Origin of the sequence: Streptomyces boncukensis (assembly GCF_011045075.1) — a bacterium.
Lineage (GTDB): Bacteria > Actinomycetota > Actinomycetes > Streptomycetales > Streptomycetaceae > Streptomyces > Streptomyces boncukensis.
Map to the genome: position 1 here is coordinate 1 of NZ_JAAKZZ010000121.1, position 16,792 is coordinate 16,792.

Annotated in this window: 14 protein-coding genes; 12 read left to right on the forward strand and 2 right to left on the reverse strand. The window is 71.0% G+C overall.

Annotated elements, in window-relative coordinates; all coding sequences use genetic code 11:
• The first annotated feature begins 303 nt into the window (after nt 1–303).
• The 4 genes from ctaC (at nt 304) to G5C65_RS14330 (ending at nt 4,807) form a co-directional block, all read left to right on the forward strand.
• Nucleotides 304–1,305 (forward strand): aa3-type cytochrome oxidase subunit II, encoded by a 1,002-nt coding sequence (gene ctaC, locus G5C65_RS14315; RefSeq protein WP_420903316.1) that lies wholly within the window; start codon nt 304–306, stop codon nt 1,303–1,305.
• On the forward strand, nt 1,302–3,035 hold the full coding sequence (gene ctaD / locus G5C65_RS14320) for an aa3-type cytochrome oxidase subunit I (protein ID WP_165299193.1): 1,734 nt from the start codon (nt 1,302–1,304) through the stop codon (nt 3,033–3,035). Before ctaC ends, ctaD begins: the two co-directional genes overlap by 4 nt.
• The gene (locus tag G5C65_RS14325) at nt 3,032–3,430 is read left to right on the forward strand and encodes an aa3-type cytochrome oxidase subunit IV (RefSeq protein WP_165299194.1); all 399 of its coding nucleotides are present in this window, start codon (nt 3,032–3,034) and stop codon (nt 3,428–3,430) included. The genes ctaD and G5C65_RS14325 overlap by 4 nt, the downstream gene beginning before the upstream one ends.
• Nucleotides 3,431–3,553: 123 nt before the next feature.
• Nucleotides 3,554–4,807, forward strand: coding sequence for a L,D-transpeptidase (locus tag G5C65_RS14330; protein ID WP_206441787.1), 1,254 nt, complete (start codon nt 3,554–3,556; stop codon nt 4,805–4,807).
• Nucleotides 4,808–4,949: 142 nt separating this feature from the next.
• On the opposite strand, the gene G5C65_RS14335 is transcribed toward G5C65_RS14330, so the two are convergent.
• Nucleotides 4,950–5,351 (reverse strand): hypothetical protein, encoded by a 402-nt coding sequence (locus G5C65_RS14335; protein ID WP_165299195.1) that lies wholly within the window; start codon nt 5,349–5,351, stop codon nt 4,950–4,952.
• A gap of 190 nt (nt 5,352–5,541) precedes the next feature.
• Between G5C65_RS14335 and ctaE the strand changes: the two genes are divergently transcribed.
• From ctaE to trpD, 5 genes are all read left to right on the forward strand, one after another.
• Nucleotides 5,542–6,159 (forward strand): aa3-type cytochrome oxidase subunit III, encoded by a 618-nt coding sequence (gene ctaE, locus G5C65_RS14340; RefSeq protein WP_165299196.1) that lies wholly within the window; start codon nt 5,542–5,544, stop codon nt 6,157–6,159.
• A 91-nt stretch (nt 6,160–6,250) separates the two neighbouring features.
• On the forward strand, nt 6,251–7,063 hold the full coding sequence (gene qcrC / locus G5C65_RS14345) for a cytochrome bc1 complex diheme cytochrome c subunit (RefSeq protein ID WP_165299197.1): 813 nt from the start codon (nt 6,251–6,253) through the stop codon (nt 7,061–7,063).
• On the forward strand, nt 7,060–8,142 hold the full coding sequence (qcrA, locus tag G5C65_RS14350; protein WP_165299198.1) for a cytochrome bc1 complex Rieske iron-sulfur subunit: 1,083 nt from the start codon (nt 7,060–7,062) through the stop codon (nt 8,140–8,142). The genes qcrC and qcrA overlap by 4 nt, the downstream gene beginning before the upstream one ends.
• Entirely contained in the window at nt 8,139–9,785 is a 1,647-nt protein-coding gene (gene qcrB / locus G5C65_RS14355) for a cytochrome bc1 complex cytochrome b subunit (protein ID WP_165299199.1), read from the forward strand. Before qcrA ends, qcrB begins: the two co-directional genes overlap by 4 nt.
• 122 nt (nt 9,786–9,907) lie before the next feature.
• A complete protein-coding gene (gene trpD / locus G5C65_RS14360) occupies nt 9,908–10,975 on the forward strand; it encodes an anthranilate phosphoribosyltransferase (protein ID WP_165299200.1) in 1,068 nt (355 codons plus the stop codon).
• A gap of 53 nt (nt 10,976–11,028) precedes the next feature.
• Here the strand turns inward: trpD and G5C65_RS14365 are convergent, their stop codons facing one another.
• Nucleotides 11,029–11,511 (reverse strand): VOC family protein, encoded by a 483-nt coding sequence (locus tag G5C65_RS14365; protein WP_165299201.1) that lies wholly within the window; start codon nt 11,509–11,511, stop codon nt 11,029–11,031.
• Between the two features lie 228 nt (nt 11,512–11,739).
• On the opposite strand from G5C65_RS14365, the gene G5C65_RS14370 reads away from it, so the two are divergent.
• From G5C65_RS14370 to G5C65_RS14380, 3 genes are all read left to right on the forward strand, one after another.
• Entirely contained in the window at nt 11,740–13,038 is a 1,299-nt protein-coding gene (locus tag G5C65_RS14370; RefSeq protein ID WP_165299202.1) for an MFS transporter, read from the forward strand.
• A gap of 161 nt (nt 13,039–13,199) precedes the next feature.
• A complete protein-coding gene (locus tag G5C65_RS14375; protein ID WP_206441789.1) occupies nt 13,200–15,308 on the forward strand; it encodes a molybdopterin oxidoreductase family protein in 2,109 nt (702 codons plus the stop codon).
• Nucleotides 15,305–16,792: FAD-dependent oxidoreductase (locus tag G5C65_RS14380; protein WP_165299204.1), on the forward strand; the 1,488-nt coding region annotated here is incomplete at its 3' end. The genes G5C65_RS14375 and G5C65_RS14380, both read left to right, overlap by 4 nt.

A 16,792-nucleotide genomic window follows, 5' to 3' on the forward strand; every position in this document is an offset into this window, starting at 1 on the left:
AAGTAGGGCACACCAGAACGGTAGGCCGTGTCCGGCGGACCGTGCCGGGGAGGGGCAGCCCCTCCCCGGCACGGTCCGCCGGACACGCCCTGGTTCCCCCTCAGATACCGGAGGTCACGCGGCACTCCACCCCAATGGGGTGGCACGCGGCGCGTTACGCCCCCTCCCCGCGCGACCCCAAATGGCGTCGGCTAGGGTTTGGTCCGCATAAACATCCAAACCCTGCCCGCGTCAGGGCGGCGCCCGACCACGTACGAGGGCCGCGCCCGGCCGACGCGGGCGAGACTCTCGGGAAGGCGCTACGTGAGTCCCAACGGCTCCGACCTCCCCCACGGGCGCCCTTCGGGCGCCCTGGGCGGCACCCCCACGTCGCGGCGCCCGATGCGGCGGAAGCTGCAGCAGGCGCTGGCCGCGGGCCTGGTCCTGGCGACCGCGTCCGGTTGCACATACAAGGACTTTCCCCGCCTCGGAATGCCCACCCCGGTAACGGACGAGGCGCCGCGGATCCTCTCCCTGTGGCAGGGCTCCTGGGCGGCCGCCCTCGCCGTGGGCGTGCTGGTCTGGGGCCTGATTCTGTGGAGCATCTTCTTCCACCGGCGGTCCAGGACCAAGGTGGAGGTGCCCGCGCAGACCCGGTACAACATGCCCATCGAGGCGCTGTACACCGTGGTCCCGATCATCATCATCTCGGTGCTCTTCTACTTCACCGCCCGCGATGAGTCCAAGCTCCTGGAGACCTCCGACAAGCCCGACCACGTCATCAACGTCGTGGGCTACCAGTGGAGCTGGGGCTTCAACTACATCGAGGACGTGGACGGCAGGGCTGCCACGGACAAGACCGGGGACAAGGAGCTCGACGCCATCCCGAGCCGGATGAGGTCGACCTTCCCCAAGGGCGCCGAGGGCGTGTTCGAGTCCGGTACCCCCGGTGAGCGGAACCCGCAGACCAACGACCCGGGCCCGACGCTGTGGCTGCCCAAGGGCGAGAAGGTCCAGTTCATCCTGACGTCACGCGATGTCATCCACTCGTTCTGGGTCGTGCCGTTCCTGATGAAGCAGGACGTCATCCCGGGCCATGTCAACCGCTTCGAGGTCACCCCCAACAAGGAGGGCACCTACAAGGGCAAGTGCGCCGAGCTGTGCGGCGTCGACCACTCCCGGATGCTCTTCAACGTGAAGATCGTCTCCCCGGAGCGTTACCAGAAGCACCTGGAGGACCTGGCGAAGAAGGGCCAGAACGGCTACATCCCGGCGGGAACCGCCACGACGGGCGACGCCAAGAATGCGGAGACGAATAACCCGTGAGCATCCTCAACGAACCCCAGGGTGCCGCCGCGTCCCCGGCCGCGGCTGAGGCAGAGCAACCCATCCGCCGCAAGGAGCCGGGCAACATCGTCGTCAAGTGGCTGACCACCACGGACCACAAGACGATCGGCACCATGTACCTGATCACGTCGTTCGCCTTCTTCTGCATCGGCGGCGTGATGGCGCTCCTCATGCGCGCCGAGCTGGCCCGTCCCGGCACGCAGATCATGTCGAACGAGCAGTTCAACCAGGCGTTCACCATGCACGGCACGGTGATGCTGCTGATGTTCGCCACCCCGCTCTTCGCGGGCTTCGCGAACTGGATCATGCCGCTGCAGATCGGCGCGCCCGACGTGGCGTTCCCGCGGCTGAACATGTTCGCGTACTGGCTCTACCTCTTCGGCTCGCTCATCGCCGTCAGCGGCTTCCTGACGCCGCAGGGCGCCGCGGACTTCGGCTGGTTCGCCTACTCGCCGCTGTCGGACGCGGTCCGCTCGCCGGGCGTCGGCGCCGACCTGTGGATCATGGGCCTCGCGCTCTCCGGCTTCGGCACCATCCTCGGCTCGGTCAACTTCATCACCACCATCATCTGCATGCGCGCCCCCGGCATGACGATGTTCCGGATGCCGATCTTCACCTGGAACGTGCTGCTGACCGGTGTGCTGGTGCTGCTGGCCTTCCCGGTGCTCGCCGCCGCGCTGTTCGCGCTGGAGGCCGACCGGAAGTTCGGCGCGCATGTGTTCGACTCAGCCAACGGCGGCGCGCTGCTCTGGCAACATCTGTTCTGGTTCTTCGGACATCCAGAGGTCTATATCATCGCGCTGCCGTTCTTCGGCATCGTCTCCGAGGTCATCCCGGTCTTCAGCCGGAAGCCGATGTTCGGCTACATCGGGCTGATCGGCGCCACGATCTCCATCGCGGGCCTGTCGGTCACGGTCTGGGCGCACCATATGTACGTCACAGGCGGCGTACTCCTGCCCTTCTTCTCCTTCATGACCTTCCTGATCGCGGTGCCGACAGGCGTGAAGTTCTTCAACTGGATCGGCACCATGTGGAAGGGATCGCTGTCCTTCGAGACACCGATGCTCTGGACCATCGGGTTCCTGATCACCTTCACCTTCGGCGGTCTGACCGGCGTCATCCTGGCCTCCCCGCCGATGGACTTCCACGTCTCCGACTCGTACTTCGTCGTCGCGCACTTCCACTACGTCGTCTTCGGCACCGTGGTCTTCGCGATGTTCGCCGGGTTCCACTTCTGGTGGCCGAAGTTCACCGGGAAGATGCTGGACGAGCGGCTCGGGAAGATCACCTTCTGGACGCTGTTCGTGGGCTTCCACGGCACCTTCCTGGTGCAGCACTGGCTGGGCGCCGAGGGCATGCCGCGCCGGTACGCGGACTACCTGGCGGCCGACGGCTTCACCGCGCTGAACACCATCTCCACCATCAGCTCCTTCCTGCTGGGCATGTCGATGCTGCCGTTCTTCTACAACGTCTGGAAGACGCACAAGTACGGCAAGAAGGTCGACGTCGACGATCCGTGGGGCTACGGCCGGTCGCTCGAATGGGCGACATCCTGCCCGCCGCCGCGGCACAACTTCCTCACCCTGCCGCGCATCCGTTCGGAATCCCCGGCGTTCGATCTGCACCACCCGGAGATCGCCGCGCTCGACCAGCTCGACCACGGCGCGGACGACAAGGCGCTCGCCGGCAGCAAGGAGGCCGGAAAGTGAAGATCCAGGGCAAGATGTTCCTGTGGCTGTCGCTCTTCGTGCTGGCGGTCGCCATCGTCTACGGCCTCTGGTCCAAGGAGCCGGTGGGCACCACCGCGCTCTTCCTGACCTTCGGCCTGTCGCTGATGATCGGCTTCTATCTGGCGTTCACCGCGCGCCGGGTGGACACCGGGGCGCAGGACAACAAGGAGGCGGACGTCGCGGACGACGCCGGCGAGCTGGGCTTCTTCAGCCCGCACAGCTGGCAGCCGCTGGCGCTCGGACTGGGCGGCGCCTTCGCCTTCGCCGGCGTCGCGGTCGGCTGGTGGCTCGTCTATATGTCGGCGCCGCTGCTGCTGATCGGCCTCTTCGGCTGGGTGTTCGAGTACTACCACGGTGAGAACCGCACGCAGTAGACACCGCGCGGGCACGCAGAAAAGCGGCCGGAACTCAAGGGTCGGCCCCCGGACACACCGGGGGCCGACCCTTTTGCAGGTATCCAGCAGGCCCGAATTGACCATTCTTCATATTTTGGGCCTATGAGTCACAGGCCCAAAAGAAGCACACGACGGCTGGTGCTGAGCTGCGCCACGATGCTGGCCCCGCTGACCGTGGGGCTGGCCGCCTGCTCCTCCGGCAGCGGCGGCGGGGACCCGCTCGCCGCGGCCCCGTACGACGCAGGCGACGCCGTCTCCGTCAGCGCAGCCGGCGACAGCGGCACCGTCGACCCCGAAAAGCCCCTGGACATCACGGCGGACGGCGGGAACACCCTCACCGACGTGCACGCCACCGACGCCGCGGGCCGGGTGCTGCCCGGCGAGCTGTCCGCCGACGGCAGCCGCTGGCGCAGCACGGCCCCGCTCGCGGCCGGCACCCGCTACACCGTCCAGATCAGCACGGAGAACGGCGACGGGGCCCCAGGGCGCCGTACGGCGCACTTCGAGACCAAGCCCGCGGACAAGCGCCTGCGCGTCACGCTGGGCCCGGACAGCGGCACCTACGGCGTGGGGCAGCCCCTCACGGCGGAGCTGAGCCACCGCGTCAAGAGTCGCAAGGAGCGCGAGATCGTGGAGCGCGCCCTCAAGGTCACCTCCCGCCCCCGGGTCGAGGGTGCCTGGCACTGGGTGGACGGCAAGGAGCTGCACTACCGCCCGCGCACCTACTGGCCCGCACACGCCCGCATCACCCTCCGGTCGGCCCTGGAGGGCCTCAAGGTGCGCGACGGCCTGCACGGCGGCAGGTCCAAGCCCGTGCGGCTGCGCACGGGGGACCGGGTGGAGGCCGTCGCGGACGCCTCGTCCCTGGTCATGCGGGTGAAGAAGAACGGCAGAACCGTGCAGAGCATGCCCATCACCACGGGCAAGGCCGGGTACCGCACCCGCAACGGCATCAAGGTGATCCTGGGCAAGGAGTCCTACGTACGGATGACGAGCGCCAGCATCGGCGCCTCGGACTTCTACGACCTGCCCGTCTACTGGGCGACCCGGCTCACCTGGAGCGGCGAGTACGTCCACGGCGCGCCCTGGTCCGTGGGCTCCCAGGGCGTCTCCAACGTCAGCCACGGCTGCACCGGGATGAGCAGCGGCGCCGCCCGCACGTTCTTCAACTCCGTCCGGCCCGGGGACATCGTCCAGCACGTCAACACGGCGGGCGAGAAGATGCCCACGTTCGGGAACGGGTTCGGGGACTGGAACATGTCCTGGAAGGAGTGGCGCCGGGGCAGCGCCCTGGAGTCCGCCCAGCGGGAGGGAGGGGCCGCGGTGGACCGGGCCCGCCTTCGCCCGCAGGTGTGACGTTCCGCGGCGCCCCTGACGGACGCTGCCCCGTCAGGGGCGCGGGGAACCGCGCGAGCGACCCGTACGGCCCGCACCCGGCTGCCGGGGGACCGGGGCAGCCTCCCCGGCCGCCCCGGATAAGCCGTCCCGGAAGACGGAGCTAAGCAGTGGTGAGCTGCCCTTCCCGCAGCAGGCCCGCGAGTGCCTCCGCGAGCGCCACCGGGTCCACCGGGTGGGACACCGTGGCCTCGGCCCGGCTCCAGGTGGCCAGCCACGCGTCCTGCGGCCGCCCGATGAGCAGCAGCACCGGCGGGCACTCGAAGATCTCGTCCTTGATCTGGCGGCACACGCCCATGCCGCCGGCCGGCGTCGCCTCGCCGTCCAGCACGCACGCGTCGACCCGGCGCTCCTCCAGCGTGCTCAGCACGGCGGGCAGGGTGGCGCACTCGATGTACTCGACCAGGGGCACGTCGGAGGCGGGCCTGCGGCCCGCGGCGAGCCGTACCTGCTCGCGGGTGTTGGCGTCGTCGCTGTAGACCAGCACCGTGGCGGTCGGCTGCATGGTTCCTCCGCGTTCAGGTCCGCGTGTACGGGTCGGGGGTGCGGGCCGATGCTACTCCCTCCGACGCCTCGTCAACACCGGTGAGCGGTCCTCGGCGATGGGCCATTCGGGCAGGGCAGTGCGGCGGGGGCCGGGCCTGACACACCGAACGGCACCCCCCGAAGTGAGGCCGGGATAAGGGACCGACATAATGTCGGTCGTGGCGACAGCAACAGCAGTAGAAACCGGGCACGCGCACCCGTCGGTCAACCGGCCGAACCTCACCAGTGTCGGAACGATCATTTGGCTGAGTTCCGAGCTGATGTTCTTCGCGGCCCTCTTCGCGATGTACTTCACCCTGCGATCGGTGACGGGAGCCGACTACTGGAAGGAGCACGCAGACGCGCTGAATGTTCCCTTCTCGGCGACCAACACCACGATCCTGGTGCTCTCCTCCCTCACCTGCCAGCTCGGTGTGTTCGCCGCCGAGCGGGGGGACGTGAAGAAGCTCCGGGCGTGGTTCATCGTCACCTTCGTCATGGGTGCGATCTTCATCGGCGGCCAGATCTTCGAGTACACGGAGCTGGTGAAGGAGGGCACCTCGCTCTCCTCCAGCCCGTACGGATCGGTGTTCTACCTGACCACCGGCTTCCACGGGATGCACGTGACGGGCGGCCTGATCGCCTTCCTGTTCGTCCTGGGGCGCACCTACGCGGCCAAGCGCTTCACTCACCACCAGGCCACCGCAGCCATCGTCGTGTCCTACTACTGGCACTTCGTCGATGTCGTCTGGATCGGCCTCTTCGCCACGATCTACCTGATCAAGTAGACGATCGGGGCGCGGCCCGGCTCGCCCGGACCGCGCGGAACAGACGGAAACACAAGCATCGACGCAGAAGATCCTGACACCGGGGTAATCCGTGAAAAAGCTCTCCGCACGACGGCGCCATCCGCTGGCGGCGCTCGTCGTTCTACTCTTCGCGCTGGCGGCCACCGGGGGGCTGTACACCGCGTTCGCTCCCGCGGGTGAGGCCAAGGCGGACCAGGAGTCCAGCCAGTCCCTCGCCATCGAGGAGGGCAAGAAGCTCTACGCCACCGGCTGCTCCAGCTGCCACGGCACCGGTGGTCAGGGGACCAGCGACGGCCCGAGCCTGGTCGGCGTCGGCGCCGCCGCCGTCGACTTCCAGGTCGGCACCGGGCGGATGCCCGCACAGCAGCCCGGCGCCCAGGCGCCGAAGAAGAAGCGGGTCTACAACGACGACGAGATCAAGCAGCTCGCCGCCTATGTCGCCTCGCTGGGCGCCGGCCCCGCGACGCCGGGCAAGGACCAGTACGACCCCAGCGGCGCGGACGTCGCCAAGGGCGGCGAACTGTTCCGGAACAACTGCGCCCAGTGCCACAACTTCACCGGTGAGGGCGGCGCGCTCACCCATGGCAAGTTCGCCCCCGACCTCGGTGACGTCAGCGACAAGCACATCTACGAGGCCATGCTGACGGGCCCGCAGAACATGCCGTCCTTCACCGACGGCGCGCTGCCGCCGAAGGCCAAGAAGGACATCGTCGCTTACCTCAAGACGGTGAACAGCGACAAGTCGGAGAGCCCCGGCGGTTTCAAGCTCGGCGGCTTCGGCCCGGTCAGTGAGGGCCTGTTCGCCTGGGTCTTCGGTCTCGGCGCCCTTATCGCCGTGGCCGTATGGGTCGCCGCTCGGACCGCAAAGGCCAAGAAGTCATGAGCGAGACTGGATCACACGAGAACGTGTCAGACGACGACAACCTGCCCGAGCGCCCCGACAGCCAGGCAGACGCTCAGGGCGCGGTGGAGAAGAAGGCGGACAACCCGTTCGCCGACCCCGGACTCCCGCCGCACGAGCACCGCATCCAGGACATCGACGAGCGGGCGGCCAAGCGCTCCGAGCGCACGGTGGCCCTGATGTTCGCGCTGTCGATGCTCGCCACGATCGGCTTCATCGCCTCCTACGTGGCCATCGACATCGACGAGATCATCTATGTGTGGCCGCTGGGCCACATCAGCGCGCTGAACTTCGCGCTCGGCCTCACGCTCGGCGTGGCCCTCTTCCTCATCGGCGCGGGCGCGGTGCACTGGGCGCGCACCCTGATGTCCGACGTCGAGATGGTCGACGAGCGCCACCAGGTCGCGGCGGAGCCCGTGGTCGAGGAGAAGGTCAAGGCCGACTTCCTGCAGGGCGCCAAGGAGTCCGGCTTCGGGCGCCGGAAGCTGATCCGCAACACGATGTTCGGGGCCGTGGCGCTGGTGCCGCTCTCCGGTGTCGTCCTGCTGCGGGACACCGGCCCGATGCCGGGGGACAAGCTCGCGAAGACCCTCTGGCGCAAGGGCAAGCTGCTCGTCAACGAGAACACCAACCAGCCGCTGCGGCCCGAGGACATCGCCGTCGGCTCGTTGACGTTCGCCCGGCCCGAGGGGCTGGAGCACGACGACGAGAACTTCAACAACGAGATCGCCAAGGCGGCCCTGATGATCGTCCGGCTGGAGCCCGGCGACATCAAGGACAAGAAGGAACTCGACTGGTCCCACGAGGGCATCGTCGCGTACTCCAAGATCTGTACGCATGTCGGCTGCCCCGTGAGCCTCTACGAGCAGCAGACGCACCACGTGCTCTGCCCGTGCCACCAGTCGACCTTCGACCTCGCCGACGGCGCGCGGGTGCTCTTCGGTCCGGCGGGGCACCCCCTGCCGCAGCTCAAGATCAGTGTTAACAAGGAAGGCTATCTCCAGGCCCTGGGCGACTTCGAGGAGCCCGTCGGCCCGGCCTACTGGGAGCGCCCACGATGAGCACAACAACCGACACTCCCGCGAGCGACAGCAAGCGGAAGGCACCCGCGGGAGAGCGGGTCGCCGACTGGGCCGACGGCCGTCTGGGGATCTACTCCCTGGCCAAGGCCAATATGCGCAAGATCTTCCCGGACCACTGGTCCTTCATGCTCGGGGAGGTCGCGCTCTACAGCTTCATCATCATCATCCTGACCGGCGTCTACCTGACGATGTTCTTCCACCCGTCGATGAACGAGGTGGAGTACCACGGCTCGTACGTGCCGATGCAGGGCGTGCAGATGTCCGAGGCGTACAAGTCGACGCTGGACATCAGCTTCGACGTGCGCGGCGGTCTGCTGGTGCGGCAGATCCACCACTGGGCGGCGCTGATCTTCCTCGCGGCCATGCTGGTGCACATGATGCGCGTCTTCTTCACGGGCGCGTTCCGCAAGCCGCGCGAGGTCAACTGGGTCTTCGGGTTCCTGCTGCTGCTGCTCGGCATGTTCACCGGTCTGACCGGCTACTCGCTGCCGGACGACCTGCTGTCCGGCACCGGTGTCCGGTTCATGGACGGCGCGATCCTGTCCATGCCGATCGTCGGCACCTATGTCTCGATGTTCCTGTTCGGCGGCGAGTTCCCCGGCCACGACATGGTGGCCAGGTTCTACTCGTTCCACGTCCTGCTGCTGCCAGGACTCATGCTGGGCCTGCTGGCGGCCCATCTGATCCTGGTCTTCTACCACAAGCACACCCAGTTCGCGGGCCCCGGCCGGACGAACAAGAACGTGGTCGGCATGCCGCTGCTGCCGGTCTACATGGCCAAGGCCGGGGGCTTCTTCTTCCTGGTCTTCGGCGTGATCGCGGCCATCTCGGCGCTGTTCACCGTCAACCCGATCTGGAACCTCGGCCCGTACCGGCCGGAAGAGGTGTCCACCAACGCGCAGCCCGACTGGTACATGGGCTTCCCCGAGGGTCTGGTGCGCGCGATGCCCGGCTGGGAGGTCAGCGTCTGGGGTGGTCATACGCTTGTGCTGGGCGTGATGATCCCGGTGATGATCCTGATGCCGCTGGTGCTGGCCGCCATCGCGCTCTACCCGTTCATCGAGGCGTGGGTCACCGGCGACAAGCGGGAGCACCACATCGCCGACCGGCCGCGGAACGCGCCGACGCGTACGGGCTTCGGCGCGGCCTGGATCAGCTGGTACTTCGTGCTGCTGATCGGCGGCGGCAACGACCTGTGGGCCACCCACTTCCACTTGTCGATCAACGCCGTCACCTGGTTCGTGAGGATCGGCTTCTTCGTCGTCCCGGTGCTCGTCTTCGTCGCCACCCGGCGGATCTGCCTGGGCCTGCAGCGCAGGGACCGGGAGAAGGTGCTGCACGGCCGGGAGACCGGCACGATCAAGCGGCTGCCGCACGGCGAGTTCATCGAGGTGCACGAGCCGCTCGACCAGGAGCAGCTGCACACCCTCACCGCGCACGACCAGTACGAGCCGGTGGAGATCGGCCCGGAGACGGACGAGAACGGTGTCGAGCGGAAGGTCACCCGCGGCCAGAAGCTCCGCTCCCGGCTGTCGAAGGGCTACTTCGGCGACTCGGGACAGATCCCGAAGCCGTCCGCCGAGGAGTACAAGGAGCTCACCAGCGGCCACGGTCACCACTGACCCGCCGCACCCGCTGTACCGCCACCTGAGAGGGGCCCCGGGAACCGTCCCGGGGCCCCTCTCGGCTGGATAGGGTGGGGGCCAGCATCCACCCAGTACGGATCCCGCCAGGAGTGATTCCTATGAGCGCTGCGACCCCCGCCGGAGGCGACACCGTGGCGGCGCGTACCTGGCCGGACGTGCTGGGGCCGCTGATGGCGGGCGAGGACCTGCCCGCCGACGCCACCGCGTGGGCGATGGACCGCATCATGCGCGGCGAGGCCAGCAACGCGCAGATCGCCGGCTTCGCCGTGGCGCTGCGGTCGAAGGGCGAGACCGCCGAGGAGATCTCCGGGCTGGTCGAGGCGATGTACGCGCACGCCAACACCATCGAGGTGCCCGGCCCCGCGGTGGACATCGTCGGCACCGGCGGGGACCAGGCCAGGACCGTCAACATCTCCACCATGTCCGCGATCGTCGTCGCGGGCACCGGCGTCAAGGTCGTCAAGCACGGCAGCCGCGCCTCCAGCAGCGCCAGCGGCGCCTCGGACGTCCTGGAGAAGCTGGGCGTCAACCTGGAGCTGTCGCCCCGCCGGGTGGCCGAGGTGGCCGGCGAGGCGGGCATCACCTTCTGCTTCGCGCTCAAGTTCCACCCCGCGCTGCGGCACGCCGCCAGCGCGCGCAAGGAGCTGGGGGTCCCCACCCCGTTCAACTTCCTCGGCCCGCTCACCAACCCGGCCCGGGTGCGCGCCCAGGCGACCGGCGTCGCGGACGCCCGGATGGCGCCCATCATCGCGGGCGTGCTGGCGGTGCGGGGCTCCTCCGCGCTGGTGTTCCGGGGCGACGACGGGCTGGACGAGCTGACCACGACGTCGACGTCCACGGTGTGGGTCGTCCGCGACGGCACGGTGCGCCAGGAGCACTTCGACCCCCGCGACGTGGGGATCGACCTGGTGCCCGTCGAGGCGCTGCGCGGCGCCGACGCCGCGTACAACGCGGACGTGGCCCGGCGGCTGCTCCAGGGGGAGCGCGGCCCGGTGCGGGACGCGGTGCTGCTGAACGCGGCGGCCGCGCTGGTCGCCCTCGATCCGGGCGGGGGATCCCTCGCGGAGCAGATCGGGCCCGCCGTGGAGCGCGCTGCCCGCGCCCTGGACTCGGGCGCCGCCCGCGAGGTGCTGGACCGCTGGGTCGCGGCGACGGCGGAGAGCTGACCTTCCGCTCTCCGCTCTCCGCTCGCCGCTCCCCGGATTCCGGGGCCGCCAGGTCACGCCTTGGCGGCCTCCTCCAGGGAGGCGATCTCGATCTTGCGCATCGTGTACATCCGCTGGGTGACACGGGTGACCCTGCCCGCGTCCGGGTCCTCCAGCAGCTCGAAGAGCCGTCGCGGCACGACCTGCCAGGACAGCCCGTACCTGTCCTTGAGCCAGCCGCACTGGGACTCCTCGCCGCCGTCCGCCGTCAGCTTCCCCCACAGCTCGTCCACCTCCTCCTGCGAGTCGCAGCCGATCTGCAGCGAGATCGCCTCGGTGAAGTGGAACTGGGGTCCGCCGTTCAGCCCGATCAGCGGCTGGCCCGCCAGCTCGAAGGTGACGACCATGACGCTGCCCGCCGCGCTGGGCTCCGCCTCGCTGTACCGCTGGACGCCGGTGATCCGGGAGTCGGGGAACAGCGAGACATAGAAGTTCGCCGCCTCCTCCGCCTGCCCGTCGTACCAGAGACAGGGGGTGATCTTGTGGAGCGTGGCCATGGGATGCCTCCCGGGTCTCGTGTCCGAACACGCTGAGCACGTTGAGCACGCTGAGCACGTTGCAAAACGCTGCACTGAACAGACCAGCCGCGGCGCCGGAAGTCATCGCTCACACGCGGGGTCCCGCCGAGGTGAGGAAGAGCTTGCGTCCGTGTTACGTACGGACACCGTGAGGTAATAGCAGGTTTCTAGCGTCGGAGCTCCTGCCCTGCGGATGAGGAGGCCGACGTGACACAGCGGTGGATCGCCCAGTGGGAGCCCGAGGATCCCGCGTTCTGGGCGCGGGAGGGGCGGCGTACCGCACGGCGGAACCTGTTCCTCTCGGTGTACGCCGAGCACATCGGCTTCGGCGTATGGAGCCTGTGGTCCGTGCTCGCCCTCTTCATGACGGCGGAGAACGGCTTCTCGGTCACCCCGGACGACAAGTTCCTGCTGGTGTCCGTGGTCTCCCTGGTCGGCGCCGCGCTGCGGCTGCCGTACGGCTTCGCCGTCACCCGGTTCGGCGGGCGGAACTGGACCGTCTTCAGCGCGCTGGTGCTGCTCGTCCCCACCGTGCTGGCGTTCGCGCTGATGCGGAACCCGGGCACCCCGTTCTGGGCGCTGCTGCTGTGCGCCGCTGTCGCGGGGCTGGGCGGCGGAAACTTCGCCTCCTCCATGGTGAACATCAACCACTTCTTCCCCGAGCGCGAGAAGGGCTGGGCCCTCGGGCTCAACGCGGGCGGCGGCAACCTCGGCGTCGCCACCGTGCAGCTCCTGGGCCTGGCCGTGATGGGCGCCGCCGGGGTGCACAACCCGGAGCTGCTGCCGCTGCTGTTCGTCCCCGCGCTGCTGCTGGCCGCCTGGATGGCGTACCGCCGCATGGACAACCTGGCGAGCGCCCGTACCGACTACTCCTCGTACCGCGCGGTGCTGCGCGACCGCCACTGCTGGATCATCTCGCTGCTCTACATCGGCACCTTCGGCTCGTTCATCGGCTTCAGCTTCGCGTTCGGGCTGGTGCTGCAGAACGACTTCGGCCGCACCCCCGTGCAGGCGGCGGCCCTCACCTTCCTGGGGCCGCTGCTGGGCTCGCTGGCCCGGCCGCTGGGCGGGCACCTCGCCGACCGCTGGGGCGGGGCGCTGGTCTCCGTGTGGGCGTTCTGCGGGCTGGGGCTGGGCGCGCTCGGGGCGCTGGGCGCCTCGGCGGCCGGCTCGCTCGCCCTGTTCGTCCTCGCCTTCGCCGCGCTGTTCCTGCTGGCCGGGGTCGGCAACGGCTCCACATACAAGATGATCCCCGGGATCTACGCCGCCACCTCCGCCGGCCGCGACGAGGGCCGCCGCCGGGCCGGTGCCGTCATCGGCATCTCCGGCGCGGTCGGCGCGCTCGGCGGCGTCGGCATCAACCTGGCGTTCCGCCAGTCGTACCAGGCGACCGGCGACGGGGTGCCTGCGCTGGTCGGGTTCCTGGTGTTCTACGGGATCTGCCTGGTGGTGACGTGGGCCGTGTATCTGCGCCGGACGCCCGCCGCCGAACCGGTCTGGGCGTGAGGCGGATGGCCGCGCACCCGCACACCGCGAACGCCCCCGGCACCTCCGGCACCGTTGGAACCTCCGGCACCGTTGGAACCTCCGGCACCGTTGGAACCTCCGGCACCGCTGGCACCTCCGGTACCGACACGCACTGCCCGTACTGCGCCCTGCAGTGCGCCATGACCCTCACCCCCGACCCGGCCACCGGCCGGACGGCCGTCACCCCGCGCGCGTTCCCCACCAACCGCGGCGGGCTGTGCCAGAAGGGCTGGACGTCCGCCGCGCTGCTGGACTCGGACGAACGGCTCACCACACCGCTCGTCCGCAAGGGCGGCACACTGCGCCCCGCCGGCTGGGACGAGGCCCTCGACCTGGTCGCGGGGCGGCTCGCCGCGCTGCGCGCGGAGCGCGGCCCGGACAGCGCCGCCGTCTTCGGCAGCGGCGGGCTGACCAACGAGAAGGCGTACGCGCTGGGCAAGTTCGCCCGGATCGCGCTGGGCACCTCGCAGATCGACTACAACGGCCGGTTCTGTATGTCGTCGGCCGCCGCCGCGGGCAACCGGGCCTTCGGACTGGACCGCGGCCTGCCGTTCCCGGTGACCGACCTGGACGGCTCCGAGGCGGTGGCGCTCGTCGGCGCCAACCCGGCCGAGACCATGCCGCCGCTCATGGGGCACTTCGACCCGGCCCGGCTGATCGTCGTCGACCCGCGCCGCACCGCCACCGCCGAGGCGGCCGAGGACGGCGGCGGGCTGCATCTGGCGCCCGCTCCCGGCACCGACCTGGCGCTGGCGCTCGGGCTGCTGCACATCGCCCTCGCGGACGGCCATCTGGACACCCCCGCGCGCACCGCGTACCGCGCGGAGCGCACCAGCGGCTGGACGGAGGTACGGCGCCGCGTCGCACGCTGGTGGCCGGAGCGGGTGGAGCGGCTGACCGGGGTCGCCGTCGCCGACCTGCGGCGGGCCGCCGCCACGCTCGCCGGGGCGCGCCGCGCGCACATCCTCACCGGGCGCGGGGCCGAGCAGCACAGCAAGGGCACCGACACCGTCTCCGCCTGGATCAACCTCGCCCTCGCCCTCGGCCTGCCCGGCACCCCCGGCTCCGGCTACGGCTGCCTCACCGGACAGGGCAACGGCCAGGGCGGCCGCGAGCACGGTCAGAAGGCCGACCAGCTGCCCGGCTACCGGCGGCTCGACGACCCGGCGGCGCGGGCCCATGTGGCGGCCGTGTGGGGCGTGGACCCGGACACGCTGCCCGGCCCCGGGCGCAGCGCCTGGGAGCTGCTGGACGCGCTCGGCACGCCCGGCGGGCCCGCGGCGCTGCTGGTGATGGGGTCCAACCCGGCGGTCTCGGCCCCGCGCAGCCGCCGCGTCCTCGACCGGCTGCGCGCCCTCGACCTGCTGGTCGTCGCGGACTTCGTCCGCTCCGAGACGGCCGAGCTGGCCGACGTGGTGCTGCCGGTGGCCCAGTGGGCCGAGGAGTCCGGCACCATGACCAGCCTGGAGGGCCGGGTCCTGCGCCGCCGCCGCGCCCTGTCCCCGCCCCCCGGGGTCCGTACGGACCTGGAGGTGCTCCGGTCCCTGGCCGTACGGCTGGGACGGCGCCCGGAGGAGTTCCCCGCCGACCCGGAAGCCGTGCTGTCCGAGCTGCGCCGCGCCTCGGCGGGCGGTCCGGCGGACTACGCGGGCGTGGACCCGGAGCACCTGGACGCGGGCGACCCGGTGTACTGGCCGGTGCCGTCGGCGTCGGCACCGGCGTCGGCGTCGGCACCGGCGTCAGCGTCGGCACCGGCCCGGCCGGGCGGCGCGGAGTGCGTGCCCGGCGCGCGGGGGACGCCGCGGCTGTTCCTGGAGCGGTTCGCGCACCCGGACGGGCGGGCGCGGTTCCTGCCCGTGGAGCACCGGGACGGCGACGAGCTGCCCGACGCGGAGCACCCGCTGTACGCCACCACCGGGCGGCTGCTGCAGCACTACCAGTCGGGCGCGCAGACCCGGCGGGTGCCGGAGCTGCTGGACGTGGCGCCCGAGATGTACGTCGAGGTGCACCCGGACACCGCGCGCGGCGCCGGGCTGCGGGACGGCGACCCGGCGCGGGTGGTCTCGCGGCGCGGCACCGTGCTCGCCCGCACCCGGTACGTGGACAGCATGCGGCCCGACACGGTCTTCCTCCCCTTCCACTTCCCCGGCGACGGGGCCGCCAACGGGCTCACCAACCCGGCCCTCGACCCGGTCAGCGGAATGCCGGAGTTCAAGCTCTGCGCCGCCCGGCTGGAGCCCGTGCGATGAGGGCGCCGACGCGGGTGGTGGTCGTCGGCAACGGCATGGTCGGCGCCCGGCTCGCCGGGGAGGTCCGGCGGCACGACCCGCACGGCGAGCGGATCCGGCTCACGGTGCTGGGCGCCGAGCACCGCCCCGCGTACAACCGGGTGCTGCTGCCCTCGCTGCTGGCCGGGACGCTCACCGAGGGGGACCTCGGGCTGGCGGCGGACGAAGCGGACGGCGGACCGGGCGGCGTGCGCACGGGCGTCACCGTCACCGCCGTCGACCGCGCCGCGCACACCGTGACCACCTCGGAGGGCGAGCGGCTCGGCTACGACCGGCTGGTGCTGGCGACCGGCGCGCGGGCCGTCGTACCGCCGCTCCCCGGGCTGCGGGAGCGCGGCGTCACCGCGCTGCGCACCCTCGCGGACGCGCGCCGGCTGCGGGCCCTCGCGGACCGCACCCGGGCGCGCGGCGGCACGCTGGCCGTGCTCGGCGGCGGCGTGCTGGGGCTGGAGGCGGCGCGGGCGCTGGCCGCGCGCGGCGTCGCCGTCACCGTGGTGCACCCGGCGCCGTACGTCATGGACCGGCAGCTCGACGCGGCGGCGGGGCGGGTGCTGGCGCGCTCGCTGCGCCGCACCGGCGTGCGGGTGCGCACCGGCGTCACCGCGACCGGCTGGAACCCGGCACGCGGACTGGAGCTGGACGACGGGGACACGCTGGCCGCGTCCGGGCTGCTGCTGTCGACCGGCGCACGTGCCGAGACGGGGCTCGCCGAGGCGTGCGGGCTGGCCGTCGACCCGGCGGGGATAGCGGTGGACGACGCGATGACCACCAGCGACCCCGACGTCCACGCCCTCGGCGACTGCGCCGCGACCGCGCCCGGCCTCGTCCAGCCCGGCTGGGAGCAGGCGGCGGTGCTGGCCGCGCGGCTCACCGGCGCCGACCCGCACGCCCGCTACACCGGCACTCCGCAGGTCACCCGGCTCAAGGCCGCCGGTATCGAACTCGCCTGCCTCGGCGACCCGCTGCACGAGCAGCACGAGCACGACGGGCAGCACGGGCACGACGGGCAGCACGGGCGGCGTGAGCGGGGCGACGAGGCCGAGGTGCTGCGGCTGGAGGACCCCACCCGCGAGCGGTACACCAAGCTGGTGCTGCGCGGCGGCCGGGTCACCGGCGCCATCCTGCTCGGCGTACCGGACGCCGCGGCCGGGCTCATCCAGCTCTACGACCGGGGCGCGCCCGCGCCCTCCGACCGGCTCGCCCTGATGCTGGGCCGCGCGCTGCCCCCGGAGGGCGACGGCGGGCCCGCCGCGCTGCCGGACCACAGCACGGTGTGCCGCTGCAACAGCGTCACCAAGGGCGCGCTGCGGTCCGCCTGGCACGCCGGCGCGAAGTCCACCGATGAGCTGGCCGCCGCCACCCGCGCCACCACCGGCTGCGGCGGCTGCCGCCCGGCCGTGGACAAAGTTGCCGCCTGGCTCGCCGAGACGGACCCCGTCCAGGAC